At 41.0% G+C, this 26,204-nt stretch carries 21 protein-coding genes, 4 tRNA genes and 1 other annotated feature; of the genes, 20 read left to right on the top strand and 5 right to left on the bottom strand.

Annotation, left to right across the window (positions count from 1 at the left end):
• Window positions 1-57: 57 nt before the first annotated feature.
• From recA to luxS, 9 genes are all read left to right on the top strand, one after another.
• Window positions 58-1,125, top strand: a complete 1,068-nt coding sequence (recA, locus tag PSF42_RS04890; RefSeq protein ID WP_125893621.1) for a recombinase RecA — start codon at window positions 58-60, stop codon at window positions 1,123-1,125.
• Between the two features lie 326 nt (window positions 1,126-1,451).
• Window positions 1,452-4,079: an alanine--tRNA ligase gene (gene alaS, locus PSF42_RS04895; RefSeq protein WP_125893619.1), complete on the top strand. Its 2,628-nt coding sequence runs from the start codon at window positions 1,452-1,454 to the stop codon at window positions 4,077-4,079.
• Between the two features lie 227 nt (window positions 4,080-4,306).
• Window positions 4,307-4,492 carry a carbon storage regulator CsrA gene (gene csrA, locus PSF42_RS04900; protein WP_004264815.1) on the top strand — a complete coding sequence of 62 codons (186 nt, stop codon included), beginning with the start codon at window positions 4,307-4,309 and terminating at the stop codon, window positions 4,490-4,492.
• 436 nt (window positions 4,493-4,928) lie between these two features.
• A tRNA-Ser gene (locus PSF42_RS04905) sits at window positions 4,929-5,021 on the top strand.
• A gap of 11 nt (window positions 5,022-5,032) precedes the next feature.
• A tRNA-Arg gene (locus tag PSF42_RS04910) sits at window positions 5,033-5,109 on the top strand.
• A gap of 138 nt (window positions 5,110-5,247) precedes the next feature.
• Window positions 5,248-5,324, top strand: a tRNA-Arg gene (locus PSF42_RS04915).
• 95 nt (window positions 5,325-5,419) lie between these two features.
• A tRNA-Arg gene (locus tag PSF42_RS04920) sits at window positions 5,420-5,496 on the top strand.
• Window positions 5,497-5,691: 195 nt separating this feature from the next.
• Window positions 5,692-7,251 (top strand): glutamate--cysteine ligase, encoded by a 1,560-nt coding sequence (gene gshA, locus PSF42_RS04925; RefSeq protein ID WP_125893617.1) that lies wholly within the window; start codon window positions 5,692-5,694, stop codon window positions 7,249-7,251.
• A 153-nt stretch (window positions 7,252-7,404) separates the two neighbouring features.
• Window positions 7,405-7,920: an S-ribosylhomocysteine lyase gene (luxS, locus tag PSF42_RS04930; RefSeq protein WP_125893615.1), complete on the top strand. Its 516-nt coding sequence runs from the start codon at window positions 7,405-7,407 to the stop codon at window positions 7,918-7,920.
• Between the two features lie 84 nt (window positions 7,921-8,004).
• On the opposite strand, the gene PSF42_RS04935 is transcribed toward luxS, so the two are convergent.
• Complete coding sequence (locus tag PSF42_RS04935; RefSeq protein WP_125893613.1) at window positions 8,005-9,291, bottom strand: CNNM domain-containing protein; 1,287 nt, start codon at window positions 9,289-9,291, stop codon at window positions 8,005-8,007.
• A gap of 42 nt (window positions 9,292-9,333) precedes the next feature.
• Window positions 9,334-10,125, bottom strand: coding sequence for a cytochrome C assembly family protein (locus tag PSF42_RS04940; RefSeq protein ID WP_102139731.1), 792 nt, complete (start codon window positions 10,123-10,125; stop codon window positions 9,334-9,336).
• Between the two features lie 384 nt (window positions 10,126-10,509).
• Here PSF42_RS04940 and ffh point away from each other — a divergent pair, with 384 nt between their 5' ends.
• From ffh to PSF42_RS04980, 8 genes are all read left to right on the top strand, one after another.
• On the top strand, window positions 10,510-11,871 hold the full coding sequence (gene ffh, locus PSF42_RS04945) for a signal recognition particle protein (protein ID WP_004914034.1): 1,362 nt from the start codon (window positions 10,510-10,512) through the stop codon (window positions 11,869-11,871).
• A 136-nt stretch (window positions 11,872-12,007) separates the two neighbouring features.
• Window positions 12,008-12,256, top strand: coding sequence for a 30S ribosomal protein S16 (gene rpsP, locus PSF42_RS04950; RefSeq protein ID WP_004264823.1), 249 nt, complete (start codon window positions 12,008-12,010; stop codon window positions 12,254-12,256).
• 18 nt (window positions 12,257-12,274) lie between these two features.
• Window positions 12,275-12,820, top strand: a complete 546-nt coding sequence (gene rimM, locus PSF42_RS04955) for a ribosome maturation factor RimM (RefSeq protein ID WP_125893611.1) — start codon at window positions 12,275-12,277, stop codon at window positions 12,818-12,820.
• Between the two features lie 38 nt (window positions 12,821-12,858).
• Window positions 12,859-13,623, top strand: coding sequence for a tRNA (guanosine(37)-N1)-methyltransferase TrmD (gene trmD, locus PSF42_RS04960; protein WP_125893610.1), 765 nt, complete (start codon window positions 12,859-12,861; stop codon window positions 13,621-13,623).
• A gap of 41 nt (window positions 13,624-13,664) precedes the next feature.
• Window positions 13,665-14,018 carry a 50S ribosomal protein L19 gene (rplS, locus tag PSF42_RS04965; protein ID WP_096864779.1) on the top strand — a complete coding sequence of 118 codons (354 nt, stop codon included), beginning with the start codon at window positions 13,665-13,667 and terminating at the stop codon, window positions 14,016-14,018.
• Window positions 14,019-14,482: 464 nt separating this feature from the next.
• On the top strand, window positions 14,483-15,577 hold the full coding sequence (locus PSF42_RS04970) for a 3-deoxy-7-phosphoheptulonate synthase (RefSeq protein ID WP_125893607.1): 1,095 nt from the start codon (window positions 14,483-14,485) through the stop codon (window positions 15,575-15,577).
• Window positions 15,578-15,590: 13 nt separating this feature from the next.
• On the top strand, window positions 15,591-16,712 hold the full coding sequence (tyrA, locus tag PSF42_RS04975) for a bifunctional chorismate mutase/prephenate dehydrogenase (protein WP_272679556.1): 1,122 nt from the start codon (window positions 15,591-15,593) through the stop codon (window positions 16,710-16,712).
• A gap of 315 nt (window positions 16,713-17,027) precedes the next feature.
• Entirely contained in the window at window positions 17,028-18,596 is a 1,569-nt protein-coding gene (locus tag PSF42_RS04980; protein ID WP_272679557.1) for a methyl-accepting chemotaxis protein, read from the top strand.
• Between the two features lie 48 nt (window positions 18,597-18,644).
• On the opposite strand, the gene pheA is transcribed toward PSF42_RS04980, so the two are convergent.
• From pheA to bamD, 3 genes are all read right to left on the bottom strand, one after another.
• Window positions 18,645-19,817, bottom strand: coding sequence for a bifunctional chorismate mutase/prephenate dehydratase (gene pheA, locus PSF42_RS04985; RefSeq protein WP_272679558.1), 1,173 nt, complete (start codon window positions 19,815-19,817; stop codon window positions 18,645-18,647).
• 27 nt (window positions 19,818-19,844) lie between these two features.
• Window positions 19,845-19,962, bottom strand: a sequence feature (Phe leader region).
• Window positions 19,963-20,101: 139 nt separating this feature from the next.
• Window positions 20,102-20,434, bottom strand: a complete 333-nt coding sequence (raiA, locus tag PSF42_RS04990) for a ribosome-associated translation inhibitor RaiA (protein WP_102139723.1) — start codon at window positions 20,432-20,434, stop codon at window positions 20,102-20,104.
• A gap of 315 nt (window positions 20,435-20,749) precedes the next feature.
• Window positions 20,750-21,481 (bottom strand): outer membrane protein assembly factor BamD, encoded by a 732-nt coding sequence (gene bamD, locus PSF42_RS04995; protein WP_102139722.1) that lies wholly within the window; start codon window positions 21,479-21,481, stop codon window positions 20,750-20,752.
• Between the two features lie 137 nt (window positions 21,482-21,618).
• On the opposite strand from bamD, the gene rluD reads away from it, so the two are divergent.
• From rluD to clpB, 3 genes are all read left to right on the top strand, one after another.
• Entirely contained in the window at window positions 21,619-22,596 is a 978-nt protein-coding gene (gene rluD, locus PSF42_RS05000) for a 23S rRNA pseudouridine(1911/1915/1917) synthase RluD (protein ID WP_102139721.1), read from the top strand.
• A complete protein-coding gene (gene yfiH / locus PSF42_RS05005) occupies window positions 22,596-23,330 on the top strand; it encodes a purine nucleoside phosphorylase YfiH (protein ID WP_272679559.1) in 735 nt (244 codons plus the stop codon). The genes rluD and yfiH overlap by 1 nt, the downstream gene beginning before the upstream one ends.
• 123 nt (window positions 23,331-23,453) lie before the next feature.
• Entirely contained in the window at window positions 23,454-26,027 is a 2,574-nt protein-coding gene (gene clpB, locus PSF42_RS05010) for an ATP-dependent chaperone ClpB (RefSeq protein ID WP_125893599.1), read from the top strand.
• The last annotated feature ends 177 nt before the right edge of the window (window positions 26,028-26,204 follow it).

The following is a 26,204-nucleotide window of genomic DNA, read 5'->3' on the forward strand; positions in this document are numbered from 1 at the left end:
AACCGAATTCAATCGTTTTATCTGCAGTGGTCAAATCATTGCACTTAGGGAGTAAACATGGCTATTGATGAAAACAAACAAAAAGCACTTGCAGCAGCATTAGGCCAAATTGAAAAACAATTTGGTAAAGGTTCCATTATGCGTCTTGGTGAAGACCGCTCTATGGATGTTGAAACTATCTCAACAGGCTCCTTATCCCTTGATGTTGCATTGGGTGCTGGTGGCTTGCCACTAGGCCGTATTGTTGAAATCTACGGCCCTGAAGCTTCAGGTAAAACAACACTAACTCTGCAAGTTATTGCTGCCGCACAGCGTAGTGGTAAAACGTGTGCTTTCATCGATGCTGAACATGCTTTAGATCCCATCTATGCTAAAAAGCTAGGTGTAGATATCGATAACTTACTGTGTTCTCAACCCGATACCGGCGAGCAAGCCCTAGAAATTTGTGATGCATTAACTCGTTCAGGCGCAGTTGATGTGATCATCGTTGACTCCGTTGCCGCGTTAACACCGAAAGCTGAAATTGAAGGTGAAATTGGTGATTCACATATGGGCTTAGCAGCTCGTATGATGAGCCAAGCAATGCGTAAGTTAGCGGGTAACTTAAAAACATCTAACACTCTACTGATCTTCATTAACCAAATTCGTATGAAGATAGGTGTTATGTTTGGTAACCCAGAAACAACAACGGGTGGTAATGCATTAAAATTCTACGCATCTGTTCGCTTAGATATCCGTCGTATTGGCGCAGTGAAAAATGGCGAAGAGATCGTTGGTAGTGAAACTCGCGTTAAAGTGGTAAAAAACAAAGTTGCAGCACCATTTAAACAAGCTGAATTCCAAATTTTGTATGGTGAAGGTATTAATACCTTTGGCGAGTTAATTGACTTGGGTGTAAAACATAAGTTAATTGAAAAAGCTGGGGCCTGGTATAGCTATAACGGCGACAAGATTGGCCAAGGTAAAGCTAATTCAACAAATTATTTAAAAGAGCATCCAGACGTCGCTCAAGAAATTGATACTAAACTGCGTGAAATGTTATTGAACCACACGGGTGAATTTAGTAGTGCGGCAACAGACTTTATCAATGATGCTGATGAAGAAGAAGCACCAGAAGAATTTTAATATCAACATAGTTATTTGATTTATATGTTATTTATAGGCGTCCCGCTCAAGTGGTGGCGCCTGTTTTGTTTTAGACCTATTGCATTAATAGTTTATTGAACAGTTTTTCTGTGGAAAAATACATCAGTGCAAGGTATAAACATACTTTCAGAAAATATCTATACGCTTTACAATGAAAGCTGCGAATGGATGTATCTATATTTTACTTCTGCACAAAGAGACTTTATCTTATCAGTCACTTTTTAATCGGAGAGTTGATTAGAGGTGATGTTACATTCCATCTCAACAATTCGTAATTCTGTTTCCAGCTTGATATCGGGATAAATATGAGTAAAAGCACCGCTGAGATCCGTCAAGCGTTTCTCGACTTTTTCCATACAAAAGGTCATCAAGTGGTCTCTAGTAGTTCACTAGTGCCAAATAATGACCCTACACTATTGTTCACAAACGCAGGGATGAACCAGTTCAAAGATGTATTTCTTGGCCTGGATAAAAGAGCATATTCCCGAGCGACAACCGCGCAACGCTGTGTGCGTGCAGGTGGTAAACATAACGACTTAGAAAATGTGGGCTATACCGCCCGCCACCATACATTTTTTGAAATGTTAGGCAATTTTAGCTTTGGTGATTACTTTAAGCATGACGCTATCCGTTTTGCTTGGGAGTTATTGACTAGCGAAGAATGGTTTAACTTACCAAAAGAAAGGTTGTGGGTGACCGTTTACGCAACTGATGACGAAGCTTATGATATCTGGAATAAAGAAATAGGTATTCCAGTTGAGCGTATTATTCGTATTGGTGATAACAAGGGCGCACCATATGCGTCAGATAACTTCTGGCAAATGGGTGATACTGGTCCTTGTGGCCCATGCACCGAGATTTTCTATGATCACGGTGACCATATATGGGGAGGGCCTCCGGGAAGTCCTGAAGAAGACGGTGACCGCTATATTGAAATTTGGAACTTAGTCTTCATGCAATTTAACCGTCAGTCTGACGGGACAATGGAGCCTCTACCAAAACCTTCAGTTGATACAGGAATGGGCTTAGAGCGTATTTCTGCGGTACTGCAGCACGTTAATTCAAACTATGAAATTGATATCTTCCGTGACCTTATCGCTGCGGCAGCTAAAGCAACTGGCGCAACAGATTTAGAAAATAAATCATTACGTGTTATTGCTGACCATATTCGTTCTTGCGCATTCCTTGTTAGTGATGGTGTTATTCCATCGAATGAAGGCCGTGGTTATGTTTTGCGTCGCATTATCCGTCGTGCTGTTCGTCACGGTTATATGCTTGGTGCAAAAGACACTTTTTTCTACAAATTAGTTGCGCCACTGATTAAAGTCATGGGGCCTGCGGCAGAAGAACTTGGACGACAGCAAGCGATAGTTGAAAAAGTTCTCAAGACTGAAGAAGAGCAATTTGCGCGTACTTTAGAGCGCGGTCTTCAATTATTAGATGAAGAACTTGCATCACTGAAAGGGGATACCCTAGATGGTGAAGCGGCATTCCGCTTATATGACACTTATGGTTTCCCAATTGATTTAACGGCAGATGTTTGTCGCGAACGCAATATTAAAGTCGACGAAGACGGTTTTGAGCGAGCGATGGAAGACCAGCGCCGTCGTGCGCGTGAATCCAGTGGTTTTGGTGCGGATTATAACTCTTTAATTAAAGTCGATAAGCGTAGTGAATTCTCAGGTTATCAATATGATGAGCAACAAGCTACTATTACTGCACTCTATAAAGATGGCCACCCTGTAGACAGCTTGAATGCTGGTGAAGAAGGCTTAGTTATACTCGATAAAACGGCATTTTATGCCGAATCTGGTGGGCAAGTCGGCGATACGGGTTACTTAAACAATGACAATGCAAGCTTTAAAGTCACTGACACACAAAAATATGGTCAAGCAATTGGGCATATTGGTAAGGTAGAGGTGGGGTCACTGGTTGTTAACCATAGAATTACAGCTTTTGTGGATAGCGCTAGACGTGATGCGATCCGCTTAAACCACTCAGCAACACATTTACTGCATGCGGCATTACGTCAAGTATTAGGCGACCATGTTTCTCAAAAGGGTTCATTAGTTAATGATAAATACTTGCGTTTTGACTTCTCTCATTTTGAGGCGATGACACAAGAACAACTACGTGAAGTAGAAGATATTGTGAATGCGCAAATTCGTAAAAATTCAGAAATTGAAACTGAACTAATGGATTTAGAAGGTGCTAAAGCAAAAGGTGCTATGGCATTGTTCGGTGAAAAATATGAAGAGCGTGTGCGCGTTCTGAGTATGGGGGATTTCTCTATCGAGTTATGTGGTGGCACACATGCGCGTCGCACTGGTGATATTGGTTTATTCCGTATTTTGAGCGAATCAGGTACGGCTGCAGGTGTTCGCCGTATTGAAGCGACGACAGGCTCAATGGCGATTGAAAGCATACATAATCAATCAGAGCAACTTTCGGCAATTGCACACCTAGTAAAAGGTGATATTAATAGCCTTGTCGAGAAAGTAAAAGCGGCATTAGATAAATCTCGCCAGCTCGAAAAAGAAATTGTGCAACTAAAAGATCAACAAGCATCTCAAGAAAGTGCTTCACTAAGTAGTAAAGCGAAAGAGGTGAAAGGCATCAAATTGTTAGTCACTCAATTAGGAGATACTGATCCTAAGTTATTGAGAACTATGGTTGATGACCTTAAAAATCAGTTGAAATCAGCGATTATCGTGCTTTCAACAACAAGTGGTGATAAAGTCAGTATGATCGTTGGGGTAACTAATGATTTGACGGCTAAAGTTAAAGCAGGGGATTTGATTTCCCACATCGCAAGCCAGGTAGGTGGTAAAGGTGGCGGTCGCCCAGACATGGCTCAAGCAGGAGGTACTGACGTTAGCGCATTACCTGCTGCTATGGCGAGTGTCGAAGAGTGGGTTGAAGCACGCCTGTAAGCACTTACAACGTTGCCTCATTGAAAAATGAGGCAACTTTAATCTGTTGCGGCATTGTTAATGTATCGTTTGTAGTGCTATATTTTGTTTGTAAATAATTAGAATGCTTGTATTGATGGCATCAATGCTTTAGGTGAATGTCATTGCTTTGCGTTTTCACGGTGTGTGATGGACAATAGCGGGGATACCTAGAGACCCGACTCTTTTAATATTTCAAGGAGCAAAGAATGCTTATTCTGACTCGTCGAGTTGGTGAAACACTCATGATAGGCGATGAGGTAACAGTTACTGTATTGGGTGTCAAAGGCAACCAAGTTCGTATTGGTGTTAATGCCCCAAAAGAAGTTTCTGTTCACCGTGAAGAAATTTATCAACGGATCCAGGCTGAAAAGACTCAACCAGATAATCAATAATAATGAATAAGCGTCCAATGATTGACCACACAGCAAGAATGGGCGCTTGTCTTACTCTCATTATTTCTAGGAACATCCTTTCTTTTTTATAACTATCTTTCCTCGAACTCATTTTATTGTTTAGTCTTAGGTCCCTTTGTGCTGAGAGTTTATTTTCTTTTGTTTGAAATATAGGCAAATCAATCCTGTGAACTCATTTTTATTCATTTATAGAATGATTTTGTCCCTGTATTTTTATTTATAAAGTTAGTGCCATAAGGGCTGAAATGTCTCTTTTTCGGTGTTAAACTAATCATCTTGCTTGTGAAATGTGCAAACAGACAACGGAATGCAAAAAGTTTGGAAAAATTGTTTGACTTCTAAGTCTAGGAAAGTAATATGTGCGCCACACAGCAACGAGATGTTTGAAAAAACAAATCGTGTGTAACTAAAATATGGTGAGGTGGCCGAGAGGCTGAAGGCGCTCCCCTGCTAAGGGAGTATGCGGTCAAAAGCTGCATCGAGGGTTCGAATCCCTCCCTCACCGCCATTTTAGATTATGCATCCGTAGCTCAGCTGGATAGAGTACTCGGCTACGAACCGAGCGGTCGGAGGTTCGAATCCTCCCGGATGCACCATCTTTAACCCTATGAGAACATCTGATGGGGTGTTGTTTCGGTTTTAGCAACGAAACAAAGCAGTAACTAAGAAATTGATTTATAGAAGTAGAAGTTGATAAAGAAGTTTGAGAGAGCAGCACATCTTGCATTAAGTATGCATCCGTAGCTCAGCTGGATAGAGTACTCGGCTACGAACCGAGCGGTCGGAGGTTCGAATCCTCCCGGATGCACCATCTCTTAGCTAATAACTTAGCGATATCAATAATACCTTATTAATTTAATTCAATAATAGTTATTGTAACTATCGATTTACTATCGACCAAATTTTGCATCCGTAGCTCAGCTGGATAGAGTACTCGGCTACGAACCGAGCGGTCGGAGGTTCGAATCCTCCCGGATGCACCATCATTAAGAAACTCCTCATTCGAGGAGTTTTTTTTGTCTAAAATTGCCATTCATAAAATTAACTAAATCATATTTTCGATAGCTCTTTGATTTATTCCCTCATAAACAACACATCTAGACAGCGACAATTTCTGTGATTTAGGCTAAAGTAATTGCCTTAATAAAATAAATTAACATCACAGGCGGGAGGTCGACTTGATCCCGGACGTATCGAAAGCGCTCTCATGGTTAGAGGCGCACCCAGAAACACTAAATGGCATTCAACGTGGTATAGAGCGTGAAACATTGCGTGTAACCCCAACAGGCGCAATTGCAGAGACCTTGCATCCAGAAGGGCTGGGAAAAGCTTTAACACATAAATGGATCACGACAGATTTTGCGGAGTCCTTACTCGAATTTATTACTCCTGTAGATAAAAGCATTAGCCATAATTTGGCTTTTTTGCGGGATTTGCACCGCTATACTGCTCGTCATCTTCAAAATGAAAGAATGTGGCCGTTGAGTATGCCGTGCTTTATTGAAAGTGAAGATAGAATCACTCTTGCGCAATATGGCTCTTCTAATGTAGGGCAGTTTAAAACACTGTACCGTGAGGGCCTTAAAAATCGTTATGGCGCTTTGATGCAGACGATAGCAGGGGTGCATTATAACTTCTCTTTGCCGATTGAATTTTGGCAAGCATGGGCTGGTATTGAAGATGCAGAAAGTGGCAAAGAAAAAATTTCTGAAGGCTATTTGCGCCTGATTAGAAATTACTACCGCTTTGGTTGGGTTATTCCTTATCTATTTGGCGCATCTCCGGCTATCTGCGGCTCTTTTTTGAAAGATAGAGATACTACACTATCATTTGATAAAACGGACTGTGGTACGTATTACTTGCCTTATGCGACATCATTACGCATGAGTGACTTGGGGTATACAAATAAATCACAAAGTGATTTAAATATCACATTCAATAAACTGGATGAATACGTCGAAAGCCTGAAAAAAGCCATCCATAAGCCTTCAGCTGAATTTGAAAAACTGGGGGTAAAAAAAGATGGCAAATATATTCAACTGAATACGAATGTGCTACAAATTGAAAATGAGCTCTACGCCCCAATACGGCCTAAACGCGTACCTAAAGGTAGTGAATCACCGTCTGATGCGTTGTTGCGCGGTGGTATTGAGTACATTGAAGTCCGTTCACTTGATATTAATCCATTTAGTGCAATTGGTGTTAATGAAACTCAAGCTCGTTTTGTTGATCTATTCTTAATCTGGTGTGTACTTGCTGATGCACCTGAAATGAATGCACAGGAATTAGACTGTTGTCGTCAAAACTGGAATCGTGTCATCCTCGAAGGCCGTAAACCAGGTCAAGTTATTGGTTTCGGTTGTGGCAGTGAAGTTAAGCCATTAGTTGAAGTCGGGCAGCAATTATTTAATGACTTGATTCGCGTGGCTGAAGTATTAGACACTTGTTGTGATGCCAAGTATCAAGAGGTTTGTCACCAATTTGTTGCTATGTTTAAAGACCCTACTCTCACATATTCAGCACTTGTTATGGATGAAATGCTAGAGAAAGGCATTGGTGGCTACGGGTTAGAATTAGCTGAAAAATATTTTGAACAGTTAGTGAATGAGCCGTATGAAGTGATAACTGAAGAGCAATTTGAGCAAGCACGATTAGCTTCAATAGAGAAGCAAGCAAAGATGGAACAAAATGAGAGCGAAAGCTTTGAGGACTATCTGCGCATTCATGCAGGGCGTTAAAAGAAATGGCCACTCTAGGTGGCCAAATAAAAAATCTCTTAGAGAATTAGGGATGATAACAAATTGCGCGTCTTTCAATAATTCAGACTATGTATTTTCAAAATAGTTTCATTTATTTTAGAAAATATTTTTTATTTTCGAGGAGGTCACGAAATGCCATTATTAGATAGCTTTACTGTCGATCATACTCGCATGTCAGCACCTGCTGTACGTGTGGCAAAGACCATGAAAACACCAAGTGGTGATACCATTACGGTTTTTGATTTGCGCTTTACTGTGCCCAATGAAGAAGCCATGACAGAAAAAGGAACGCATACTTTAGAGCATCTCTTTGCAGGCTTTATGCGTGATCACCTCAACGGTAATGGTGTTGAAATTATTGATATTTCACCAATGGGGTGTCGTACTGGTTTTTATATGAGCCTTATCGGTCAGCCAGATGAACAGCGTGTTGCTAAGGCATGGAAAGCTGCAATGGAAGATGTTTTGCAAGTGAAAGATCAAAACAAAATTCCCGAATTGAATGTGTACCAATGTGGTACATACAAAATGCACTCGCTAGAAGAAGCTCAGCAAATTGCACGTAATGTTATCGCATCAGAAATTGGAATCAATAAGAACGATGAGTTAGCACTACCAGCAGAGAAACTTGAGCAGTTACACGTTTAGTTTTTTATCGCATATTCGCTATTAAAAAGAGCCAATGAAGGCTCTTTTTTTATATGAGAATTTACTGGCAAGTTTATAGTCAACTCAAAGATCAGGGACTTGAGAACTAAAAGTAAGTGGCGTGATCCTCACCTGCTTAACGATATTTTCACTCATCGTTAATACTTCGATAAGGTAATGGCCTACCACGATTTGCTCTTCAGGTTGTGGGATGTCACCGATAACCTCTAAAACCATCCCATTAACCGTTCTAGGGCCATCTATAGGGAGATTCCAGTCAAAAGCCTTATTCAGTTCACGAATATTTGCAGTGCCGTCCACAAGAACACTCCCATCACTTTGTGGCAAGACTTCCTCGGCTAAGGATGGCGACATAGAGGTTGTAAAGTCACCCACTATCTCTTCTAATATATCTTCTACAGTGATAAGGCCTTGAATTTCACCGTATTCATCAACAATGATCCCGAGTTTTTCTTTATTGTGCTGGAAATTAACTAACTGAACGTTTAAAGGTGTACTGTTAGGAATAAAATAAATGTTATCAGCAGCTTTTATGAGGTTTTGCTTATTAAACTCACGTTTTTCCATCATAAGACGGTAGGCTTCACGGACACGTAAAATACCAATAGAGTCATCGAGTGAGTCACGGTATAACACAATACGGCCATGAGGTGAGTGGGTGAGCTGCCGAATAATTGACTTCCAGTCATCATTGACATCAATACCAACAATTTCATTCCTAGGCAGCATAATATCGCCGACAGTGACTTTGTCTAAATCTAAAATTGAAATCAACATATCTTGATTTCGGCGGCTAATTTTATGCTTTGATTCGTTAACAATAGTGCGTAACTCTTCCTTATTAACCGCATCAGTTCTTGCGGTTAGTGATTTCACGCCAATGCAACGTAACAGCAACGCTGAAATCGTATTAAATGCCCAAACAATGGGCATCATGACCACTTGCAATGGTTTTAAGAAATAACTACTTGGAAATGCGATTTTTTCAGGGTAGAGCGCAGCCAGCGTTTTGGGCATAACTTCAGCAAAAATGAGGATCACAAAGGTCAGGATCCCCGTCGATATCGCGACTCCTGCGTTACCATACAGCCTCATACCGATAATCGTCGCTAATGCAGAAGCGACGATATTAATTAAGTTGTTACCGATAAGGACGAGACTTAACAGCTTGTCTGGATGCTTAAGAAGTTTTTCAACACGGATCGCTGAGCGATTGCCTTGTTTTGCTAAATGTTTTAACCGATAACGGTTTAGCGTCATCATCCCTGTTTCTGATGCAGAAAAATAGGCTGACATAAAAATTAAAACAATCAATATGATGATTAGCGTACTCGTGGACACATCATCCAAAACAAGTTTCCTTATGCTGTGAAAAGAGTGACTTTATTTGTGTCAAAATACCATAAACTCCTGTATTAGACGGTTACCAAAAAAAGCCATGGTTAAAATGATTGACCCGCCAACATGGAAAAATAAGACGCGCTTACCTCGCCATCCTCCATGGAAATGGCCCCAAAGTAGAGTGATATAAACAAACCAGGCGATCACGGATAACACCGATTTATGGATATTTTCTTTATCAAAAATATTATCCATATAAATAAAGCCGGTACATAAGGTAAGAGTCAGCAAAATGACGCCAACTTGAGTGACGTGGAACATTTTACGTTCAATTACCATCATAGGTGGCATATCGGGACTAAATTTTAAGGTTTTGTTTTTTAGCTGATGGTCAATTAAAGCCACTTGTAACGCATATAAGGCGGCAATAAGAAGTGTTGCATAGCTCAATAAAGCGAGGCCAATATGAACAAAAAGTGGTACTCGTGCTTCGAGATGCGTAATAAACTCCCCAGGCATTAGCGTCGACAACATCAAGTTAATGATGGCAAAACTATAGACGATGGGCGTTAAGTACCAAGCTTTTCCCCAATAAGCGACAACAGTCATAATCACACACATGAGCAAGCTCACTGTTGAGCCTAAATTCAGCAGTGTGAGGTTTTGTCCTTCGGCTTCACTGAAAATCAAAAATTTCAATGTAATAGCGTGAGTTACTAACGCAATCACAGCAAGAAAAAGTGCAAGATAGCGGTAGAGTGGCTGCTTACGCACTTGGCCAGGGACGATCAGTAATAGACTGACCATGTATGTACAAACTGCTATGACTGCAAATACGGGCATAGTATAGTGTCGTTAATCGTTTTTAGTGGAAAGTTATTTCATAGTATAACTTGTACGAGTGTAGGCTCCAACTATTGGACGGGCCAATCACAATATATTCATTGCTGATAGCACTTCATGCGCCTACTGCTTGGTTCGTATTATTAAATTCAAGCCATAATAACCTGTATCATCTGTTTCAAACAGGGGGCAGCGAAAAAACTGTGGGCATGTTACAATGGGGCATTATTTTGCCGCGATTATTTTTAGTGTTGGTTTCCCTTCATCATAGTGAAGGCATTGATGCTTATAATTCAAGTTGTTAGATAATGACACTTGAAATTATCTGTATTAGCAACCAGATCAGGCTGACATCGGCCCATCAACAGAATTGAGCTAAGACATATGTTTGATAATTTAACTGACAGACTATCGCGCACGTTGCGCAATATCAGTGGGCGTGGCCGTCTAACTGATGAAAATATTAAAGAAACACTACGCGAAGTTCGCATGGCCTTACTGGAAGCTGACGTTGCTTTACCAGTTGTCCGTGAATTCATTCAAAAAGTTAAAGAAAATGCCGTTGGGCAAGATGTCAATAAAAGTCTAACACCTGGCCAAGAGTTCATTAAAATAGTTCAAAATGAACTGACTAGGGCGATGGGGGACGAAAACCACCAACTTAATTTGTCTGCACAACCCCCCGCGGTTGTTTTAATGGCGGGGTTGCAAGGTGCCGGTAAAACAACCAGCGTTGCAAAATTAGGTAAGCTATTAAAAGAAAAGCAAAAGAAAAAAGTATTAGTTGTCTCTGCTGACGTTTATCGCCCTGCAGCGATTAAACAACTAGAGACATTAGCTGAAAGCGTTGGAATTGACTTTTTCCCTTCAGAAGTACAAGAAAAACCCGCAGCAATTGTTCAAAAAGCATTAAAACATGCACAATTGCAATTCTACGATGTGTTGTTGGTGGATACCGCAGGTCGCTTGCATGTCGATGAAGCGATGATGGAGGAAATCCAAGAGGTTCACCGCATTATTAAGCCCGTTGAGACCTTATTCGTCGTTGATGCGATGACAGGGCAGGATGCGGCAAACACAGCGAAAGCATTTAACGAAGCCTTACCACTGACAGGGGTCGTGTTGACCAAGGTGGATGGTGATGCACGAGGCGGTGCGGCGCTTTCAATTCGTGCGATTACGGGGAAACCTATTAAGTTCTTAGGTGTTGGTGAAAAAACTGATGCCTTAGAACCATTCCATCCAGAGCGTGTAGCGTCTCGTATCCTTGGTATGGGGGATGTGATTTCTCTGATTGAAGAGATTGAGCATAAAGTTGACCGTGATGAAGCTGAAAAGCTTGCTAAAAAACTTAAAACGGGAGATGGCTTTGATTTAAACGACTTTTTAAGTCAATTAAAGCAAATGCGTAATATGGGCGGCATGGCGAGCATGATGAGCAAAATGCCAGGAATGTCTCAGTTACCCGATGCCGTTAAGTCCCAAATGGATGATAAAATCACCGTTCGTATGGAAGCGATGATTAATTCCATGACACGTAAAGAACGTGAAAAACCAGAAATTATTAAAGGTTCACGAAAACGTCGTATTGCGGCAGGTTCGGGAACTACCGTGCAAGAAGTTAATCGCCTCTTAAAACAATTTGATGACATGCAACGCATGATGAAGAAAATGAAAAAAGGCGGCCTAGCCAAGATGATGCGCGGCATGAAGGGTATGATGCCACCGGGCTTTCCGGGGCGTTAAGCAATAAAGCCTCAAACAAAACGCACTTTTGATTGATTTTTGCGTCAAAGTGAGTAAACTTTTCGGGCTTTTTATATGACAGCCGGACTCTATCCCTCGATGGAGTCTGGTTGTTTTGTTAACTAATGAGGATGTTATGGTAACAATTCGTTTATCTCGTGGCGGCGCTAAAAAACGTCCGTTCTACCAAATCGTTGTGACTGATAGCCGCAATGCGCGTGACGGTCGTTTCATTGAGCGTATCGGTTTCTTCAACCCGATCGCTGCAGGTCAAGCAGAAGAACTGCGTTTAGACCTAGACCGTGTTGAGCATTGGGTTGGCTTAGGCGCAACTATTTCTGACCGTGTTGCACAACTGGTCAAACAAGCTAAGAAAGCAGCTTAATCTGTCGCGGTGGTAACAATGAGCAAGCAAACTAAACTACAGCCACCTGAAAACCCAATAGTATTGGGGAAATTAGGTGCGGCATACGGTATTCGTGGTTGGCTCAAAGTTTTTTCGTCCACCGAACATGCTGAAAGTATTTTTGAGTATCAGCCTTGGTTTATCCAACGTTCAGGTCAATGGCAACACATTGAAATTGAAGATTGGAAACATCATAACAAGGATATCATCGTCAAGCTGAACGGGGTCGATGACCGCGATGCAGCAGCACTCTTGACTAATTTTGAAATTGCGGTTGATTCAACCCAACTTCCTGAGTTAGAAAACGAATACTACTGGAAAGACCTGATGGGCTGCCACGTAGTGACGTTACAAGGGTATGACCTTGGTACCGTCACTGACATGATGGAGACCGGTTCAAATGATGTACTGGTCATTAAGGCGAATTTAAAAGATGCATTTGGCATCAAGGAGCGGTTGGTTCCGTTTCTTGATGGGCAGGTTATCAAGAAAGTCGATCTCGATGCCAAACTTATTGAAGTGGATTGGGATCCTGGTTTTTAAATCTCCGGTTGAACGGTTTTGATGAGTGGGACAAAATCATGTGGATTGGTGTAATTAGCCTGTTTCCCGAAATGTTCCGCGCAATAACCGAGTACGGGGTAACTGGCCGGGCAGTGAAAAATGGCCTGCTAACATTTGAGTGCTGGAATCCGCGAGATTTTACTCACGATAGGCACAAGACTGTTGATGATCGCCCCTATGGTGGTGGTCCAGGCATGCTGATGATGGTGCAGCCGCTTAAGGATGCAATCAACGCAGCAAGAACTGAGGCTGGTGAGGGTGCAAAGGTTATTTATCTTTCACCGCAAGGGCGCAAACTCAGTCAAGACGGTGTTTGCGAGCTGGCAACCAATGAGAAGTTAATTCTTGTTTGTGGCCGCTATGAAGGCATTGATGAACGTATCATTCAAACCGAAGTTGACGAAGAATGGTCAATCGGTGATTACGTTCTCAGTGGTGGGGAACTTCCCGCGATGGTGTTGATTGACTCAGTTTCACGGTTTATACCCGGGGTACTTGGTCATCAAGCTTCTGCCCAAGAAGATTCTTTTGCAGATGGTTTGTTAGATTGTCCACACTATACCCGCCCTGAAGTGTTAGATGGCATGCAAGTTCCTGATGTTTTACTTTCAGGAAACCACGCTAAAATAGATAGCTGGCGCATGAAACAATCACTCGGCCGTACCTGGCTTAGAAGACCTGAGCTTCTGGAAAGCCTAGCTCTGACTGACGAGCAGAGGATGTTGCTGGCTGAATTCCAACGGGAATATCAGTCTGAGCAACAAATGAATCCAGACAATTAATTGTCTAAATATATCAGTTTACCTAGGGTAAGAGAGTTATTATGAGCAACATTATTAAACAAATCGAAGAAGAGCAAATGAAGCAGGACGTACCTTCATTCCGTCAGGGTGACACCGTGGAAGTTAAGGTATGGGTCGTAGAAGGCTCTAAAAAACGTCTGCAGGCATTCGAGGGCGTGGTTATCGCTATTCGTAACCGCGGTCTGCACTCTGCATTCACTGTTCGTAAAATTTCTAACGGCGAAGGTGTTGAGCGTGTATTCCAAACTCACTCTCCAGTCGTAGATAGCATTGCTGTTAAACGTCGTGGTGCTGTTCGCAGATCTAAACTGTACTACCTGCGTGAGCGTTCTGGTAAGGCAGCTCGTATCAAAGAGCGTCTGAACGCCAAGTAATACGCTTTCGCTACATCCGAAAGTTATGTTATAGAGAGGCCCGCTTTTGCGGGCCTTTTTATATTCGCCACTATATTCGTCATATTTCAAGCTGTAGCTGTGTTGGCTTTGTTCAGCCACACAGGTCACATACTGATGTATGCTCCCTGCGATGTCCTCACTTTGCCGCCTTGCTACAACTTGAACTATTTAGAATATAGCTGGTAACTCATACTTATCTGTAAATAAATATTTACAGATGAGTGGTTTTCAACTCTAATTTAAATGGTGGAAATATCTATCTTTCTTTGATTTATTTAATTATCAATTAGATATGGTTGTGTAAATAAAAATATACATCAATAGAGATATTTTACATAAATGGATTGAATTGTTTACGATGCATGGTATGTTATTACTCATGCACTCAAACACAATACGTAAATAATAAACTAAGCAAATATAAGCTAATAAGTAGGTAAAAAATGATCATGCAAAAAGATGTACTCAACAACGTGAATATTCAAGACGAGCAGGTATTAATCACTCCTGAGAGTCTGAAAGAGAAATATCCGCTGAGTAACAGCAGCCTGCATGCCATTGCGACATCGCGCCAAGTGATTGCTGATATCATTCACCAACGTGACCCTCGCTTACTCGTGGTATGTGGTCCTTGCTCAATTCATGACGTGGATGCCGCTATTGAATATGGTGAGCGTCTAAAAGTATTAGCCGAAGAATTAAGTGATAGCTTATATATTGTGATGCGTGTCTATTTTGAAAAACCTCGTACAACAGTGGGTTGGAAAGGCTTGATTAGTGACCCATTTATGGATGGCTCTTTTGAAATGGAAAAAGGCCTACATATTGCTCGTGACTTATTAACTAATTTAGTGAATATGGGGCTACCATTAGCAACAGAAGCACTGGATCCTAACAATCCCCAATACTTAGGGGATCTATTCAGTTGGTCTGCAATTGGTGCAAGAACGACTGAGTCACAAACACACCGTGAAATGGCATCAGGCTTATCTATGCCAGTTGGTTTTAAAAATGGGACAGATGGAAGCTTATCTACAGCAATTAATGCATTAAAAGCTGCTGCCATGCCACACCGTTTTATGGGAATTAACCAATCTGGCCAAGTTTGTTTATTACATACTAAAGGGAATAGTAATGGCCATGTCATTTTACGTGGTGGAAAAACGCCAAATTACAATGCGGAAGATATCGCGGCTTGTGAAGCGGAAATGAAAAAAGCAGGTTTAGCGCCATCGCTTATGGTGGACTGTAGCCATGGAAACTCAAATAAAGATTACCGCCGTCAACCATTAGTTGTTGATTCTATTATTGAACAAATTATTAATGGTAATGAATCAATTACAGGTATTATGTTAGAAAGCCATATTAATGAAGGGAATCAAACATCTGAACAAGCCCGTGACGCAATGAAATACGGTGTGTCAGTGACAGATGCCTGCATTAACTGGCAAACGACGGAAACGGTATTGCGTAATTTACATCAGGCATTGCTACCTGTGCTTAAACAACGTGCGCAAAAATTGAGTAAAGTGAGCTGATCAAGGTATTGGTATGTCTGTTGAGTTAACCCATTTACGGGAACAAATTGATGAAGTTGATAAATCTTTACTCGATTTATTAGCAAAAAGGCTGCAACTGGTTGCTGAAGTTGGTGAAGTGAAAAGCTTACACGGCTTACCGATTTATGTGCCTGAACGAGAAACAAGCATGTTGGCAGCACGCCGTGCCGAAGCTGAGCGTATGGGGATCCCGCCTGATCTGATTGAAGATATTCTTAGACGGATTATGCGTGAATCTTATGCACGTGAAAATGATAAAGGGTTCAAAACACTGAACCCATCAGCAGGACCGATTGTGATTGTCGGTGGCGATGGGAAAATGGGACGGCTATTTCATCGTCTCCTTAACTTATCAGGCTACCAAGTTAAAACCTTGAACGAAGGTGATTGGCCGCAAGCAGAGTCTATAGTTGCTGGTGCTAGCATCGTGATGATTAGTGTACCAATACATTTAACGGTGCAAGTCATTAACCAGCTGCCGAAACTGGATAAAAGCACTATCTTAATGGATATCGCATCGGTTAAGCAGCAACCGTTAGATGCGATGTTAGCGGTACATGATGGGCCCGTACTTGGACTTCACCCGATGTTTGGCCCTGATATTGGTAGTGTTGCAAAGCAAGTATTTGCTTACTGTAATGGCCGTGGCTCAGAGTCTTATCAGTGGTTCCTTGAACAGTTATTGGTTTGGGGAGCTCGCTTGAAAGAAATATCAGCCGAAGAGCATGATAAAAACATGAGCTTTATTCAGGCATTACGCCATTTTACAACATTTACTTACGGGCGAAACCTTGCTGAGGAAAATATCGATTTACAGCAATTACTTGATTTATCATCGCCTATATACCGTTTAGAGCTTGCGATGGTTGGGCGGTTATTTGCCCAAGACCCTCAGCTATATGCAGACATTATTATGTCTTCAAATGAAAATGTTGAATTGATACGTCGATATCACCAGTTGTTAGGTGATTCAATCGCACTACTAGAGAACAAAGATAAAACAGAATTTATTCGCCAATTTAATCAAGTTAGCCAGTGGTTCGGCGAAGATGCCCATCATTTTATGAAAGAAAGCCAATCATTATTGCAACGAGCAAATGATAATCGGAAATAATCATCCCCCGCTCTCTATCGTATTTTATAGCGGTAGGGGGCTTTAATTTTTGTTAATTTATTATTATCTTCCATAGCCTCCTGTTTTAGCTAATCTTTCCGTATATATTTATTTAAAATAAGCAATTGTACTTATCTATATAATTTCTATCGAATAATATGCCACTCAGTCAAAAATTAAATTTATTCACTATTTAATTCTAAATTAATCGATTTATAAAATTAATATTTATGAATCGATCGATTTATATGATAAAGATTTCATCTATTTTACCGATAACACTACTCATTAAATGATGGTTAGCGTGGTAAATATATGTTTTTTAAAAATCTTAAAATCAGTATGAAGTTAACGGTAGCATTTGGTAGTTTTGTTGCGCTTATTATCTTAAGTTCAATATTTTCTTTAGCGAATATGAACCGAGCTAATGATGGCATGAAGCAAGTGTTGTATGAAAGTTATCCTATCGCCTCTACCGCAGGGCAAATGATGGATAACTTCTATTCTTTTATAGGGATCCAAGAGCTAATTTTACTTGATGATCGTGGTAGTGATAAACGCAGAGAAGAATTGGCTAAAATTACATTAAAAATTAATGAATTGATGGAAAACTTAGAAAATAACGTTACAGATGATCGTTCTAAAGAAGTTTTGGCTGATTTGCGTGTTATTCGCCAACAGTTTCATTCATCAATTACTCGCATTAATACCTTTTTATCAGAGAATAATCGCCAAGCTGCTATTGACGAAATGATGACGAAAACGTCGAGTATTCAGCGTGATTATCGAGAACAAATTCAAACGTTAATGGCAATTCAAGATTTGCAGATGCAAGAGATTGGCCGGAAAGTTAATGCAGACTATGAAAGTAATAAAATATTACTGGCAGTGCTATCGATCTTGAGTACTGGCGTGGGCTGCGTAATGGGGTGGTATATTACGACAATTATTACAAGGCCATTGGAAAATGCAGTTAATTTCGCTCAGTCAATTGCAAATGGGGATTTGACTAAAGATATTCAGGTTACTTCAAAAGATGAAACGGGTGTGTTGCTAAATGCACTGAATGCGATGAAAGAACACTTGCTGGAAATCGTCCAAGAGGTTCAGCAAGGTTCTGAAAGTATTTCGGCAGCAGCAGGGCAAATTGTTGCGGGGAACCAAAATCTGGCCGCGCGTACTGAAGAGCAAGCCGCATCAGTTGAAGAAACTGCCAGTTCAATGGAACAAATCACGTCAACGGTTCAAAACACGACTGAACACACTCATGAAGCAAGTATGCTTGCAGACCAAACTGCGATTATTGTACAAAACAATGGTGATATGATGAGCCAAGTTACGAATAAAATGCGTGCAATTAATGGCTCATCATCACAGATGACAGAAATTATTAATCTCATCGACTCCATTGCATTCCAAACTAATATTTTAGCATTGAATGCATCGGTGGAAGCGGCAAGAGCGGGTGAGCATGGGCGAGGCTTCGCTGTTGTTGCTGGAGAAGTAAGGTTGCTAGCACAGAAAAGTGCTGCTTCCGCGAGTGATATTCGTGGGTTGATTGAAAATTCATCGTCCCAAACACAAGAAGGCATGGAACTTGTCGAAAAAGCAACGCAACAAATACATGGTATGGTTGATAGTGTAAAAGAGATGAATGCGTTATTACGTGAAATTGGGCAAGCTAGCCGTGAGCAAAGCGATGGTATTTCTCAAATTAATAGTGCGGTCGGGCAGCTTGATTTAACCACACAACAAAATGCGAGTTTAGTTGAAGAATCTGTTGTCGCAGCGGACTCATTAAATGAACAGGCGTACCATTTGAAGGAGCTAGTCAATTATTTCAGAGTGAAATCGTCGAATCACCAACCTGAAGTGAGAGTATAGTTTCAGTTTAATAGGCTGCACTGAAAAATACAGCCTAACTATATCTTATTAAGGTGTAATTTTTTCAGGTTCAACAGGAACCACATTTTCGGATGGGTAGCAGCCTAATATTTTAATTGACCTAGTAATTGTTGAAAGTTCTTTTAAAGCTTGTTGCATATTATCTGAACGCAAGTTTGCATGAACATCGACATAAAACATCTCCTCCCAGGGTTTTCCATTAATTGGGCGTGATTCTAACTTGCTCATAATTATCTTATTATTTTTCAAAATAACTAATGCATCAACTAAAGCACCAGCTTGTTGGCCAGTGGTCAGAAGCAGTGTTGTTTTTGCAGGAACTTGTTCTGTGACTTCAATTGATTGTGGTGCAACAACAATAAAGCGAGTCATATTAATTTGCTGATTAGCAAGGTTATGCTCTATTACACTTAAATCGTATAATGCGCCACCGGCTTCACTTCCAAGAGCTGCGACACTCGGTGAGTTTTGATCGGCAACCATTTGCATTGCGGTTGATGTGCTATCACAATATTTTATTTCCCAGTGTGGGAATTGCGCTAAGTACTGGCTACATTGCTGGAAAGGCTGTGGGTGGCTATAAACGGTTTTGATCTGGCTGAGATCGGTATTTCCTGTCGTTAAGAGGCAATGATTAATTGGGAGTCGAATCTCTCCGACGATTGATAATGACGTATTTTGCAGTAAATCGTAAACATCGTTAATTGCACCTGAACTGGTATTTTCTATTGGCAAAATACCGTATTCTGCTTGCCCATTTTCAACTAATGAAAAAATATCTTGGAATTTGTGGCAACTGCATTCAACCAACTGGTCAAAATGACGGGCTGAGTACTGGCGTGCAGCAATGTGTGAATAAGAGCCTTTCGGCCCTAAAAATGCGAAACGGGCAGTGTCACTAGGGGTTAAATTTAAATGCTTTTGTAAAATCGCCTGTTGTGTAAGAACAGAGTCCTCAATAATCATTTGAAATAAACGAGTAATATAAAAACCATCAAGTCCTAGAGGTTTGCCTTTGTTAATTAAAACATCCAAAAGCTGGCGTTCACGGTCTTTATCGCGAATCGGGCGGCTATCATCAATTTTTGTTTCAGCAACTTCAACAGCATAACCACGGCGCTTTGCTAAAAGATTGAGTAACTCACTATCTAGTTGGCTTATTTTTTCTCTTACTTTCAATAAATTAGTGCTGTTTTCCATTCTGCCCACCCCTGTTAATATTATGATATAAAAAAAGCCCCCTAGAGGGGGCTTTTTAATTTTGTCTTCTTTTCTTTCTCGAACGACAAAAGCCCCTAATTAGGCGTTGCTAAAGAAGAAAAAGAAAACAAAATTAAGATTCATATGGATACCTTTCGTCAGATTCAATTTAAATAAACCCGATACTCACTCAGAAGTCAATAGATAAGGATCAGAAACATAAAAAACGCGCCCATAGTGAGCGCGTTTATAAGGTTCAAGATTAGTTGATAGATAATATAAAATTATAACGTAACAGTATTATTCGCTTCTTTTACACTATTATAGGCTCTTCTTGATTCTCCTTTATGTTGCACTTTATTGAGTTGTCTTTCGAGTTTGTTAATTAGTTCATTAATTGCAACGTACATATCTTCATGCTTGGCACTTGCGACCAATTTTCCTGTCGCTGTTTTTATGTTGGCATCAACCATAAAACCTTGTGGCTCTTTTGATAATACAATATGGGTATTTATCAGAGATACTTGCCACTTGTCGAGTTTTGTTAGACGGCTCTCAATGTGCTCACGAATCGCTGGGGTAATGTCCATTTGCTTGCTAGTAATGTTCACTATCATATAGTTACCTCTCATTGTTTCCGTCTTTGTTGAGTTCAGAATACCTGTTCTTGCTAAGAAAAAATTGATGTAGATCACATCTCATTCAGGGGAAGAGTTGCACCCATCCGAAGTGTGATTTCACGTAAAAAAGGGGCGAAAAAGCATTGCCAAGATGAATGGTTTAAGGGAAACTGATTGGGTTGGCTAACGGAACGGTTATTGGCCTGAGCTTTTTTTGGGTTAAAATTAGTAACTTAAATGAGCAAGCAACTAAATCACTGCTAACAAAGAAAAACAGCAGCCATGGCTGCTGTTTTAGATCTTACGATGGTATTATTGTGGGTTTGCAGCAATAATACTCGCAACTTTATTCGCTTCTTGGTTTAGCCCCATCTCATTATAAGCAATTTCCATGTATGCTAAGGCATTACGTGTTGCTTCTGTGTCTGGGTAGTCTTTTAGCATTTGTTGAACACGATTAACAACCGCGACATAAGCACCGCGTTTGTTGTAGTATTCGACAACAGAAAGGTCGAATTTCGCTAAGCGGTCTTTTAAGAAGACTAACCGCTTACTCGCATCATTGGAGTATAGGCTGTTAGGGTAGTAGCGCACTAGCTGACTGAAATCTTTGAATGCAACTCGTGCATGCTGTGGGTCTCTGTCTGAGCGGTCGATACCAAAAAGGCCTTGCAATAAGCTATCATCCAGAGCCATTGCGGTTAAGCCTCGCATATAGAGGACATAATCAATATTTGGATGAGTTGGATTCAAACGCATGAAACGGTCAATCGCGGCTATCGCCATTGGCAGCTCTGCTGATTTATAATATGCATAAATCAGGTCTAATTGAACCTGTTGAGCATATGGACCAAATGGATAACGGTTATCAAGAGCTTCAAATTGTTTAATCGCTGCTTTAAAATTGCCGTCCTGTAATTTTTGCTGACCCGTTGCATATATTTCAGCAGGGGAGCTATCAGGGCTGACTTCAGGAGTGCTGGAACAGCCGACTAAAATCAGGCTCAACGTGGCTGCAGCCACCAGATTTTTCATACGTATCATCACGTGTAGGTTATCCTCTGAGTGTTTCGAGGGAGTCTATCCATAAGGCTCCCGGCAAAATTCGAGTTACAATAGCATATATTTTAAATGAAACGGCGCTGCCGTCAAAATACAAACACCAAAAAGTAGATTAATTTATGGCTCAACAAGTACAACTTAGTGCAACTATCGCTGAATCACAGCTTGGTCAACGTTTAGATCAGGCTTTGGCCGAATTGTTCCCTGATTATTCACGTTCTCGCATAAAAGAATGGATTTTAGCTGATAGAGTGCAGGTTAATGGCAAAGTTATCAATAAGCCAAAAGAAAAAGTTTTCGGCAGTGAACAAATTTTAATCGATGCCCTCATTGAAGAAGATAATCGCTGGGAACCACAAGATATCCCACTTAATGTGATTTATGAAGATGAAGATATCCTAATTATTAATAAACCACGTGATTTAGTTGTTCACCCTGGTGCAGGGAACCCTGATGGCACAATTTTGAATGCGTTGTTATATCGCTATCCTGAAATTGCAGATGTGCCAAGAGCCGGTATTGTTCATCGTTTAGATAAAGACACCACTGGCTTAATGGTTGTAGCAAAAACAGTTCCTGCTCAAACCCACCTTGTTGAAGCATTGCAACGTAGAGAAATTACGCGTGAATATGAAGCGGTTGCGGTAGGCCGTATGACAGCGGGTGGCATGGTAGAAGAACCTATCTCTCGTCATCCAACTAAAAGAACGCATATGGCTGTTCATCCAATGGGGAAACCTGCGGTAACGCATTATCGAATAATGGAGCACTTTAGAGCCCATACTCGGTTACGTTTACGTCTGGAAACGGGGAGAACCCACCAAATCCGTGTCCATATGGCCCACATTAATCATCCATTAATTGGTGACCCTTTATACGGTGGCCGTCCGCGTCCATTAAAAGGGGCGACAGAAGAATTTCTGGAAGTGATGCGTAATTTTGATAGGCAAGCACTGCACGCCACCATGTTACGCTTATATCACCCAATCTCAGGTATTCAAATGGAGTGGCATGCACCGTTACCTGATGATATGGTTAAGCTTATTGAAGCTCTAAAAGCAGATACTGAACTGCATAAAGACGATATGGACTGGTAATGAATACATTGATTTTCCCTGATTGGCCACAACCTAACAATATAGCTAGCTGTAGTACAACGCGTGTTGGTGGAGTGAGCCTGCCACCTTTCGATAGCTTGAATTTAGGTGATCATGTTGGGGATATCCCCAATGCCGTCAGTGAAAATCGTCAGCGTCTTGAAAAACTTGCTCAGTTACCGCAACAGCCTGTTTGGCTTGAGCAAATTCATGGGACGGATGTACTCAATCTTGTTGGTAAGAAAGTTCACAATAGGCAAGCAGATGCCGTGTATAGCAATCAGGTAGGGCAAGTTTGCGCTATTATGACTGCGGATTGCTTGCCTGTGTTATTGACTAATCAAGCAGGAACGGAAGTGGCAGCAGCCCACGCAGGGTGGCGCGGGCTATGTCATGGGGTTCTTGAAAATACAGTTGCTCAATTTATTAGTCCTGCAAATGAAATTATTGCTTGGCTTGGTCCCGCTATTGGTGCTGAGAAATTTGAAGTCGGTCAGGAAGTCAAAGCGGCTTTTGTTAATCAATCATCTGATTTAGCCTCTGCTTTTATTCCTTATAATGATAAATATCTGGCTGATATTTATTTATTAGCACGTAAAAAACTACAGGCTGCTGGCGTAACGAAGGTCTATGGTGGTGATTTTTGTACCGTAACAGACAAAAACAGATTTTTTTCCTATCGAAGAGAAGGAAAGACCGGCAGGATGGCCTCGTTGATATGGATAAATACCTAGTTTTGGTTTTTTATTCTAAATTAACGAATATAACAAAAATAATTCCTTGCAAAACTTGAATATTTAAAAACTGACCTCATCTAGTATCCAGTAGCAAATTTAATCTCATTTATTGGAGGTGTTATGCGTCTGGACCGTTTAACGAATAAATTCCAGCAAGCTCTCGCTGACGCCCAATCACTAGCCCTTGGGCGCGAAAACCAGTTTATCGAACCTATTCATCTATTAAGCGCCCTTTTTAATCAAGAGGGTGGCACCGTTCGTCCATTGCTGACGACGTTAGGCGTGAATGCCGTACAATTTCAGCAAAAAGTCGAAGATGCATTAGGGCGTTTACCTCAAGTGCAAGGTGTAGCAGGCGATGTTCAACCATCAAGTGACTTAATACGTCATTTGAATTTATGTGATCAGTTGGCACAAAAGCACGGAGATGAGTTTATCTCCTCAGAATTATTTCTTGTCGCTGCTTTAGAAGCCAATACGACATTAGCAGATATGCTCAAAGCTGCTGGTGTTAATAAAGATAATTTAAAAAAGGCAATAGAACAGATGCGTGGTGGAGAAAAAGTGAATGACCAAAGCGCTGAAGACCAGCGCCAAGCCTTGAAAAAATACACTGTTGATTTAACCGAACGTGCAGAGCAAGGCAAATTAGACCCAGTGATTGGTCGAGATGAAGAAATTCGTCGGACCATTCAAGTACTGCAACGCCGTACTAAAAATAACCCAGTGCTGATTGGTGAGCCAGGTGTTGGTAAAACAGCCATTGTTGAAGGGTTAGCACAACGTATTGTAAATGGTGAAATCCCTGAAGGGTTAAAAAATAAGCGCGTACTATCCCTAGATATGGGGGCGCTGATTGCAGGTGCGAAATATCGTGGTGAGTTTGAGGAGCGTCTGAAAGCGGTTCTAAATGACCTTGCCAAACAGGAAGGTAACGTCATTCTGTTTATTGATGAGTTACACACCATGGTTGGTGCAGGTAAAGCCGATGGTGCGATGGATGCGGGTAATATGTTAAAACCGGCTCTAGCTCGCGGTGAATTACACTGTGTTGGTGCAACCACATTAGATGAATACCGTCAATACATTGAGAAAGACCCTGCTTTAGAGCGTCGTTTCCAGAAAGTGTATGTGGCAGAGCCATCGGTTGAAGACACAATTGCCATTTTACGTGGTTTAAAAGAGCGTTATGAATTGCATCACCATGTACAGATAACAGACCCAGCGATTGTGGCGGCAGCAACGTTATCACATCGGTATATTACTGACCGTATGTTACCTGATAAAGCAATTGACTTGATTGATGAAGCGGGTGCGAGTTTACGTATGCAAATGGATTCGAAACCTGAATCCTTAGATAGGCTGGAACGTCGTATTATTCAGCTCAAACTCGAACAGCAAGCATTGAAAAAAGAATCGGATGACGCGAGTAAAAAACGTCTTGAGATGTTAGAAGAAGAGCTCGCTGAAAAAGAGCGTGAGTATTCTGCGTTAGAAGAAGAATGGAAAGCTGAAAAAGCATCATTAACGGGTACTCAGCATATTAAAGCTGAACTTGAAAATACACGTATCGAGATGGAAAAAGCACGCCGTATGGGTGATTTGGCAAAAATGTCCGAATTACAATACGGTAAAATTCCAGAATTGGAAAAACAGCTGGAAGCAGCAACGAAAGCTGAAGGTAAAAGCATGAAACTGTTACGTAACAAAGTAACAGATGTCGAAATTGCTGAAATCTTAGCGCGTTGGACAGGTATCCCAGTATCTCGAATGCTAGAAAGCGAAAGAGAAAAACTGTTACGCATGGAACAGCAACTCCATCAGCGTGTTATTGGGCAAGACGAAGCGGTCGTTGCCGTATCGAATGCAATTCGTCGTAGCCGTGCAGGGTTATCTGACCCAAATCGCCCAATTGGCTCGTTTATGTTCTTAGGGCCAACAGGGGTAGGTAAAACTGAGTTGTGTAAAGCGTTAGCAAACTTCATGTTTGATAGCGATGATGCAATGGTTCGTATCGACATGTCTGAATTTATGGAAAAACATGCGGTATCACGCTTAGTGGGCGCACCTCCAGGTTATGTCGGTTATGAAGAAGGTGGGTATTTAACCGAAGCTATTCGACGTCGTCCATATTCCGTCATTTTATTGGATGAAGTTGAGAAAGCACACCCTGATGTTTTCAACATTTTATTACAAGTGCTTGATGATGGACGTTTAACAGATGGGCAAGGTAGAACGGTAGACTTCCGTAATACGGTGATCATTATGACATCTAACTTGGGTTCTGACTTAATCCAAGAAAGATTTGGCATGATTGGTTATTCAGAAATGAAAGATATGGTCATGGAAGTGGTATCCCATAGTTTCAGGCCTGAATTTATTAACCGTATCGATGAAGTCGTCGTGTTCCATCCATTAGGTAAAGAGCAAATTACGAATATTGCCAATATTCAACTGGCTCGTTTATACAAACGTCTTGAAGAGCACGGTTATGAAGTCAGTGCGACACCTGCTGCACTGGAGAAAATTGGAGAGGCTGGTTTTGACCCAATCTTTGGAGCAAGGCCATTGAAACGTGCAATTCAGCAGGAAATTGAAAACCCTCTGGCACAAGAAATCCTGTCAGGTAGGTTATTGCCAGGTAAACCAGTCATTTTAGATGTAGAAAATGACGAAATCATTGCTAAACAGTAATTGATATTATTGTAGAATTAAAAGGTGGCTATCATTAGCCACCTTTTTTATATCAAATTACGTATAAAACCGCTTTTTTTGGTTGCGAGTTAGCCGTAAAGTATAAAATATAGTCACTTAAGAGTTTTTTTCAAAAAAAACACTTGCTAGATTTTTCTGACTCCCTATAATGCGCCA

Origin of the sequence: Providencia sp. PROV032 (genome assembly GCF_028484875.1) — a bacterium.
Classification (GTDB): domain Bacteria; phylum Pseudomonadota; class Gammaproteobacteria; order Enterobacterales; family Enterobacteriaceae; genus Providencia; species Providencia rettgeri_E.